Consider the following 8,603-nt stretch of genomic DNA (forward strand, 5'->3'; position numbering starts at 1 on the left):
GCCCCTCGGACGCCCCAGGCGCCGCCGACCGCCGCCCCGCACACAGGCCCGCAGACGGGGCCTCAGACAGGCCCTCAGACGGGTCCCCAGACCGGGCCGGTGCCGTCGTACGGCACGGGCTACGGCGCCCCGTACGACACGGCGTACGGGCCGGGCCACGGCACGGCGCAGCAGCCCTCCGTCCACGCCCCGGGCCAGGCCCCTCACGCCCAGACCCCTCACGCCCAGGCCCCCGCCCCGGCGCCGACCGCGCCGCAGAAGAAGCCCAAGCGCCGGGTCCGTACCGTCCTGATGGCGGCCACCCTGGTCCTGGCGGTCGGCGCGGGCGCCGCCGCCGCGGTCTGGCTCACCAAGAAGGACGGCGACGGCGGCCAGGCCAAGGGCGGCGGCTCCTCGTCGTCGCCCGTCGGCAAGAACCCGCCGAAGCAGTCCCCGGTCGTGGCCACGCCCTCGGACACCCCGAGCGAGGACAGTTCGGTGCCGCCCGCCAACGTCACGTACACGGTGGTCTTCCAGGACAAGCCGATCACCGTGCGTACGCCGGAGTCGCTCTCCACCACGCAGATCGACTTCGATGTGCCGGCCGTGGACCCGACGGGCAAACTCGCCTACGACAACACCGAGTTCGAGGCGCGCGACGACCGGCTGGACTTCAGGCAGGCCCTCGGCAAGGCCAACGGCACCACGCCGGAGGAGTGCCGGGACGGAGCGCTGCAGAACCCGCTGCCCAACTCCGCCTCGGCGCAGGCGCTCAACGACGACCACCTGATCAAGGCGGGCGACACCATGTGCTCGGTGACCACGAAGGGCAATCTGGCCATGTGGAAGATCACCAAGGTGACGCCGTCCACGGACAAGAACATCCCCACGTTCGAGGGCACGGTCACCCTCTGGAAAGCCACGCGCTGACAGCGGAAAGGGGGCGCTCACCTGGTGGTGGGCGCCCCCTTTCGCCGGTGAGCTGTTAGCTGTGCGTGCGCAGCAGCGTCCGCATCGTCCGCATCGCGACCGACAGGTTCGCCAGGTCGAAGGCGTCCGAGCCCTGGATCTCCTCCAGGGTGCTGCGGGCGCGGCCGAGGATCGCCGCGTTCTTCTCCTCCCAGGCCTTGAAGCGCTGCTCCGGCGACGCGACACCGTCACCGGCCGCGAGCACGTCCTGGGTGAGCCCCGCGTGCGCCGCGTACAGGTCCTCACGGATGGAGGCACGGGCCATGGACTGCCAGCGGTCGGCCCGCGGCAGCTCGATGATCCGGTCCATCAGCTGGGTGATCCGCAGCCGGTCCGCGAGGTCGTAGTACACCTCGGCGACCGCCAGCGGGTCCTTGCCGGTACGGCCCGAGATCGCCACCACGTCCAGGGAGGGGAACGCGGAGGAGAACCCGGCGACCCGGCGCGCGAGCTCGTCCGGCACCCCGGCCTCGGTGAGCTCGTCCAGGATCGACTGGTACCACTCCAGGTCCGCGCCCTTGAGCAGGTTCGCCAGCTCGCCCCAGACCTTCTCGACGCCCTCGGTGAAGTCCGTGATGGTCTCGGCGATCTGGAGCGGCTGCGGCCGGTTGTTGAGCAGCCAGCGCGTGCCGCGCTCGACGAGCCGGCGCGAGTGGAGCCGGATCCGGGTCTGGACGTCGGCGTCGACCTGGTTGTCCAGCGCCTCCACCGCGTCCCACACCGCGCTCAGACCGAAGATCTCGCGGGCCGCGGTCTGCGCCCGGACAATCTCCTCCATGGACGCGCCGGTCTCCTCCCGCAGCCGGTGCAGGAAGGTCGAACCGCCGGTGTTCACCGTGTCGTTGACCAGGACCGTGGTGACGATCTCGCGGCGCAGCGCGTGCCCGTCGATGGCCTCGGGGAACTTCTCGCGCAGCTGCTTCGGGAAGTACGCGTGCAGCAGCTTCTGCAGGTACGGGTCGTCCGGCAGATCCGTGTGGATCAGCTCGTCGGCCACCGTGATCTTGGTGTAGGCGAGCAGGACGGCGAGCTCGGGCTGGCTGAGCCCGCGCCCGTTGTTCAGCAGCTCGCGGATCTGGCGGTCGGTCGGCAGGAACTCCAGCGCCCGGTCCAGGTGGCCGTCGCGCCCGAGGCGGCGCATGAACCGCTGGTGGGCGTGGAGCAGTGAGGGCGACTGCGCGACCGCGTTGGCCAGGGCGGTGTTCTGCGCGTAGTTGTTGCGCAGCACCAGGTGGCCGACCTCGTCCGTCATCTGGGCGAGGATCTTGTTGCGCTGCTTGACGGTCATGTCGCCGTCCGTGACCAGACCGTTGAGCAGGATCTTGATGTTCACCTCGTGGTCGGAGGTGTCCACGCCCGCGCTGTTGTCGATCGCGTCGGTGTTGACCTTGCCGCCGTTGCGGTCGAACTCGATCCGGCCGAGCTGGGTCAGCCCCAGGTTGCCGCCCTCGCCGACGACCTTGACCCGAAGGTCCTCGCCGTTGACGCGGATCGCGTCGTTGGCCTTGTCACCGACGTCCGCGTTGGACTCGGCGGAGGACTTCACATACGTACCGATGCCGCCGTTCCACAGCAGGTCCACCGGCGACTTCAGGATCGCCTGCATCAGCTCGGCGGGCGTCAGCTTGGTGACACCGCCCTCGATGCCCAGGGCAGCGCGCATCTGCGCGTTGACGGGGATCGACTTGGCCGTACGCGGGTGGATGCCGCCGCCGACGGACAGCAGTTCCTTGTTGTAGTCCGCCCAGGAGCTGCGCGGCAGGTCGAAGAGCCGGCGGCGCTCGGCGTAGGAGACGGCCGCGTCCGGGCTGGGGTCGATGAAGATGTGGCGGTGGTCGAAGGCGGCGACCAGGCGGATGTGCTCGGAGAGCAGCATGCCGTTACCGAACACGTCACCGGACATGTCACCGACGCCGACGACCGTGAAGTCCTCGCTCTGGGTGTCGTGGCCGAGCTCGCGGAAGTGCCGCTTGACGGACTCCCAGGCACCGCGCGCGGTGATGCCCATGCCCTTGTGGTCGTATCCGGCGGAGCCGCCGGACGCGAAGGCGTCACCGAGCCAGAAGTCGTAGCTGATCGCCACGTCGTTGGCGATGTCCGAGAAGGTCGCGGTGCCCTTGTCGGCGGCGACCACCAGGTAGGTGTCGTCCTCGTCGTGGCGCACCACGTCGGCGGGCGGCACGACCTCGCCGGCCACCAGGTTGTCGGTGATGTCGAGCAGCGCCGAGATGAACGTCTTGTACGAGGCGATGCCCTCGGCCAGCCACGCGTCGCGGTCCACGGACGGGTCCGGGAGCTGCTTGGCGACGAAGCCGCCCTTGGCGCCGACCGGCACGATGACGGTGTTCTTCACCATCTGCGCCTTGACCAGGCCGAGGATCTCCGTACGGAAGTCCTCGCGGCGGTCGGACCAGCGCAGGCCACCGCGCGCGACCTTGCCGAAGCGCAGGTGGACGCCCTCGACGCGGGGCGAGTACACCCAGATCTCGAACGCCGGGCGGGGCGCCGGCAGGTCGGGGATCGCCTGCGGGTCGAACTTCATCGAGACGTACGCGTGGGGCTCGCCCTGGGCGTTCTTCTGGAAGTAGTTCGTGCGGAGCGTCGCCTTGATGACGGTGAGGAAGGAGCGCAGGATGCGGTCCTCGTCGAGCGAGGCGACCTGGTCGAGCGCCCCGTCCAGCTCTTCGAGCAGTCCGTCGATGAGCTCGGTGCCCGCGCTCTGGCGGCCCGGAGACATCCGCGCCTCGAAGAGCGAGACCAGCAGCCGGGTGGTGTGGACGTTGTCGCGGAGGGTGTCCTCCATGTAGTCCTGGCTGAAGGTCGAACCGGCCTGGCGCAGGTACTTGGCGTAGGCGCGCAGCACCATCGCCTGGCGCCAGTTGAGCCCGGCGCGCAGCACCAGCGAGTTGAAGCCGTCGTTCTCGGCGGCGCCGGTCCAGGTGGCGGCGAAGGCCTCCTGGAAGCGCTCGCGGGCGTCGTCCGCGAGGTAGTCGCCGGTGCCGATGATCTTCTTGGGCAGACGCAGACCGAAGTCGTAGATCCACGCGTGCGTACGGTCGGCGCACCGCAGCTCGTAGGGGCGCTCGTCGGTGACCTCCACGCCCAGGCGCTGGAGGACCGGCAGCACCGCGGAGAGCGAGACCTGCTCACCGATGCGGTAGATCTTGAACCGGCGCTCGCCGGGGACCGCGCCCACCGGCTCGTACAGCGAGAGCGCGAAGTCCCTGCGGCCGTGGGTGAGCTGCTCCAGGTGGACCAGGTCGGCCACCGCCGCGCGCGGCGAGTGGTCCGCCTTGTAGCCCTCGGGGAAGGCGTGGCCGTAGCGGCGCAGCAGCTCGGCGGCGCGCTCCTCGCCGCACTCGGCGTTCAGCGCGTCGGAGAAGCCGTCGGCCCAGGAGCGGGCGGCGTCCACCAGCCGGGCCTCGATGCGCTCGGTGTCGGCGTCGGTGAGGTCGGGCAGCTCGGTTCCGGCCGGCACCCGCACCACGAAGTGGAGCCGGGACAGGATCGACTCGGTGTTCCAGGCGGTGAAGTCGACGCTGGTGCCGCCGAGCTCCTCCTTCAGGATGTCGATGAGCCGCAGCCGCACGCCCGTGGTGTAGCGGTCGCGGGGCAGGTAGATCAGCGCCGAGTAGTAGCGCCCGTACTCGTCCTGGCGCAGGTAGAGGCGGAGCCGGCGCCGCTCCTGGAGGTAGAGCACCGAGGTGACGATGGAGCGCAGCTGGTCGGCCGGGGTCTGGAACAGCTCGTCGCGCGGGTAGGTCTCCAGGATCTGGAGCAGGTCGCGGCCGTCGTGGCTGTTGGGCGAGAACCCGGCGCCGCGCAGCACCTCGGCGACCTTGCGGCGCACCACGGGGACGCGGCGGACCGACTCGGTGTACGCGGCGGAGGAGAACAGGCCGAGGAAGCGGCGCTCGCCGACCACGTTGCCGTTGTCGTCGAACTTCTTCACGCCGACGTAGTCGAGGTAGGAGGGGCGGTGCACGGTGGCCCGGCTGTTGGCCTTGGTGAGCACCAGGAGCTTGTGCTCGCGGGCCTTGGCGCGCGCGTCGGCGGGCAGCCGCTCGAAGGACGGGCTGACCGGGTGGCTGTCGTCGCCGCCGTGCTGCGGGTCGGAGCGCAGGATGCCGAGGCCGGTGCCGGGCACGGCCGCCAGCGAGTCGTCCTCGCGCAGCTCGTACTCGCGGTAGCCGAGGAAGGTGAAGTGGTCGTCGGAGAGCCAGCGCAGCAGCTCCCGGGCCTCGTCCACCTCCTCGTCGCGCAGGTCGCCCGCCTTGGGCTCCTTGGGGAGCTCGTCGGCGATGCGCAGCGAGGCGTCGCGCATCTTCTCCCAGTCCTCGACGGCCTCGCGGACGTCGGAGAGCACCCGCAGCAGGTCGGCGGTGATCTGCTTCAGGTCGGCGCGGTCGGTCTCCCGGTCGATCTCGACGTGGATCCAGGACTCGACGAGCGCGTCGTGCGGCAGACCGCCGGCCTGCGCGGGGGTGTCCAGGACCTCGATGAGCTTGCCGGTGACGTCGCGGCGGACCACCACCTGCGGATGGATCACGACATGGATGCCGCGGTTCTGGCGGGAGAGCTCGTTGGTGACCGAGTCCACCAGGAAGGGCATGTCGTCGGTCACGACCTCCACGACCGAGTGGCTGCACGTCCAGCCGTTCTCCTCGACCGTCGGGGTGTGCACCCGCACGCTCGCCGTGCCCTGGGGGCGATTTTCGGCCAACCTGTAGTGCGACAGGGCTGCACCGAAGACGTCGACCGGGTCGCGGTCGGCCAGGTCCTCGGGAGCGGTGTGCAGGTAGTAGCGCTGGAGGTACCCGAGGACGGCGTCCCGGGCAGGACCTTCCTCCCCCGCGGCCCCGGTGATGGCTGCCCGGTCCTGGGGGGCGCCCCCCAGACCGCCGGGGCCCCCCACCGGGCTGTTCTCAGCTACCCGGGCGGCCCGTGCGAGCAGCTCGGCCTTGGCTTCGTCCAGCTTGGTCTGCATGTCCTCTGGCTCCTGTCGCGCGCCATTGCGTGACGTAGGTAGAAGCGGCACAACGCCACGACGCGGGGTGTCCGGTCATAGTCGACGTTAGGCCGCGATGAGAGATGCCCGGGTCGTTATTGGCCATTTTCGGCGAAGGGCCCGGGATACGGGAATCAGCGAGGGCCCGGGCACTGTGGCACTCCGGGCGCAGGGCAGGGGCGGCAGTGCCCCTGCGGGATATCGCGCTGATCACGGGTCAAGGCTATCGCCCCGCCCCCCCGAACCGTCATGAGCCGTATGTGTACAAAAGCAGGGCCCGAAGTTTGACACTCTGGACAGCGACGCGGACCGTCCTGACGCCCTCTTGGCAAACCGGCCGGGCCGGGGCACGTTTGCCCCGTACGCGCGGCACGCCTCGTGGCACCGCGCGACGCACCGCGCACAGCCCGAGGCACAGCGGGACGAAGCGCCCCGCGCACCCTGTACGAGCCAGGCACGCACGGTCGACTCCGGGAGCACCGATGGCAGCCAAGATCCTGATCGTGACCGGCGACGCGGCGGAGTCGCTGGAGGTCCTCTACCCCTACCAGCGGCTGCGCGAGGAGGGCTACGACGTCCACATCGCCGCCCCCGCCCGCAAGAAGCTCCAGTTCGTCATCCACGACTTCGAGCCGGGCTTCGACACCTACACCGAGAAGCCGGGTTACACCTGGCCGGCCGACCTGGCGTTCTCGGAGGTCGACCCCGGCCAGTACGCCGCTCTGGTGATCCCGGGCGGCCGGGCGCCGGAGTACCTGCGCAACGACCCCGAGCTGCGCAAGCTCCTCAAGGCCTTCTTCGACACGGACAAGCCGGTCGCCCAGATCTGTCATGGCCCCCTCCTGACCGCGGCGGTCGGCGGCCTCAGTGGCCGCCGGGTCACCGCGTACCCCGCCCTCGAACTCGACATGCAGGCCGCCGGGGCCAGCTTCCGCGACACGGAAACCGTCGTCGACGGCACCCTGGTCTCCGCCCGCGCCTGGCCGGATCACTCCACCTGGATGCGGGAGTTCCTCACGGTGCTGCGGGCGAAGGCGCCGGTGACGTAGGCGGCGGGCGCGGGCCGACGGGGCGCGGGCCGGCTCCGGGCACGCCTGGGCGCCCCCTGAGGCCGTGCGCGGCGTCTACAGGCGTCCCATACCGGCGGGGCCGCCCCCGGGGCCCGCCGTGTACGTACGAAGGGGCCTCAGCCCGCCAGCGCCTCCGCCGTCCGAACCGCTTCCGCCAGGGTGTCCACCACCGGGACGCCCGCCAGCGCGAGGCTGGCGCGGCTGTGCGAGCCGCCGGTGTACAGCACGGCACGCGCGCCCACGTGAGCAGCCGCCACGGCGTCGTCCACCGCGTCCCCGATCACCACGATCCGGTCCGGGGATATACCCTCGCCCGCCTCGCGCAGCAAGGTCAGATGCCGCACCATGTGCTCGGCCTTGCTGCCGTGCGAGGGGCCGGTGCGTCCGTCCACCCGCAGGAAGTGCTCGGTGATGCCGTGCCGCCGCACGATCGGCACCAGGTGCTCGTGCGGGGCCATCGACAGCAGTGACTGGCTGAGCCCGGCCGCCTGCCGCGCGGCGAGCAGCTCGGCCGCACCCGTGGTGAGCGCGCAGGCGTCCGCCCGCAGCCAGTAGTGCTTGTGGAACGCCTCGTCCATCACGAGCCACTCCGCGTCGGTCGGCAGGCGCCCCATCAGCCGCTCGTAGAAGCGGGGTATCGGCACGCAGTACAGCTCGCGGTAGCGCTCCAGCGTGATCGGCGCGAGGCCGAGCTCCGCGAAGGCGGCGTTGGTCGCCTCGATGACCGCCGCGATGTCGTCGAGCAGTGTGCCGTTCCAGTCCCAGACCAGATGCGTCGTGCGCTTCCCCATGCCAGAAACGGTACCCACCCCCACTGACAACGGATCCGCCCGAGCCCATGCGAGAGGTGAAAGCGCAGGTCAGCCGGATCGTCAGCCGATGAGGTTGGGAATCTCCTGCACCCCGAACCACAGCAGCTCGTGGTCCTCGGCACCGTCGACTGTGAACTGGGCGTCGTCGTCGCCCTGGTCCGCCGCGCCCAGCGCGTCGGCCGCCGCGGCGACATCGGTGACCGCGTCGTCCGCGTCCACGTGCACCGCCGCCGCCTTGGCCAGCGGCACCGGCCCCGCGATCCGCACCTCGCCCAGCGCGCTCGCCTCCAGGCCGCGGTCCGGATCGGCCGAGGCGGCTCCGTCGGGTACGTCCACGGCGACCACGACCCGGCGCCTCGGGGCACTCGGGTCCACGGCGAGCAGCCGCAGCGACGCCGCCGCGGCCCGGCTCAGCGCCGCGTACTCCAGCTCCTCGATGTCGTCCGAGACGTACCACTCGCGCAGACCGGGCGTGACGGCGTAGGCGGTCAGCGGGCCGGGCCCGAGCTCTCCCGCGGTGTGCGCCGTCGCGAGACCGGGGAGGGTCAGGGGGAGGTACACGCGCATGGCAGGCCGCTCTTTTCTGGTCGGAAGACGCCCTCAGGATACGTGGGGGAGTCCCCCTTCGGGTTGCCCGCACGGCGTCGGCGGCCTCGTGGTGCGGCGTGCCGGATTCCGTGGCGCCACCGGCCCCGCCGGGCCCCGTATCACCCGGATAGGTGAATCTCCCGGGCCGCGCCGCACCCCTCCCGCCGCCCTTGCGAC

At 71.1% G+C, this 8,603-nt stretch carries 5 protein-coding genes; 2 read left to right on the forward strand and 3 right to left on the reverse strand.

Annotated elements, in window-relative coordinates; all coding sequences use genetic code 11:
- Positions 1-99 precede the first annotated feature (99 nt).
- Positions 100-909, forward strand: a complete 810-nt coding sequence (locus ACJA3G_RS23035; RefSeq protein WP_406554928.1) for a hypothetical protein — start codon at positions 100-102, stop codon at positions 907-909.
- Positions 910-964: 55 nt separating this feature from the next.
- Here the strand turns inward: ACJA3G_RS23035 and ACJA3G_RS23040 are convergent, their stop codons facing one another.
- Complete coding sequence (locus ACJA3G_RS23040) at positions 965-5,935, reverse strand: NAD-glutamate dehydrogenase (protein WP_406554929.1); 4,971 nt, start codon at positions 5,933-5,935, stop codon at positions 965-967.
- Positions 5,936-6,438: 503 nt separating this feature from the next.
- Here ACJA3G_RS23040 and ACJA3G_RS23045 point away from each other — a divergent pair.
- Positions 6,439-7,005, forward strand: coding sequence for a DJ-1/PfpI family protein (locus ACJA3G_RS23045; RefSeq protein ID WP_406554930.1), 567 nt, complete (start codon positions 6,439-6,441; stop codon positions 7,003-7,005).
- Between the two features lie 137 nt (positions 7,006-7,142).
- On the opposite strand, the gene ACJA3G_RS23050 is transcribed toward ACJA3G_RS23045, so the two are convergent.
- Both ACJA3G_RS23050 and ACJA3G_RS23055 read right to left on the reverse strand, forming a co-directional pair.
- A complete protein-coding gene (locus ACJA3G_RS23050) occupies positions 7,143-7,817 on the reverse strand; it encodes an HAD family hydrolase (RefSeq protein WP_406554931.1) in 675 nt (224 codons plus the stop codon).
- A gap of 81 nt (positions 7,818-7,898) precedes the next feature.
- Positions 7,899-8,405, reverse strand: a complete 507-nt coding sequence (locus tag ACJA3G_RS23055; protein ID WP_406554932.1) for a DUF6912 family protein — start codon at positions 8,403-8,405, stop codon at positions 7,899-7,901.
- Positions 8,406-8,603: the final 198 nt, after the last annotated feature.

It is taken from the genome of Streptomyces sp. YS-3, assembly GCF_045257485.1.
GTDB lineage: Bacteria > Actinomycetota > Actinomycetes > Streptomycetales > Streptomycetaceae > Streptomyces.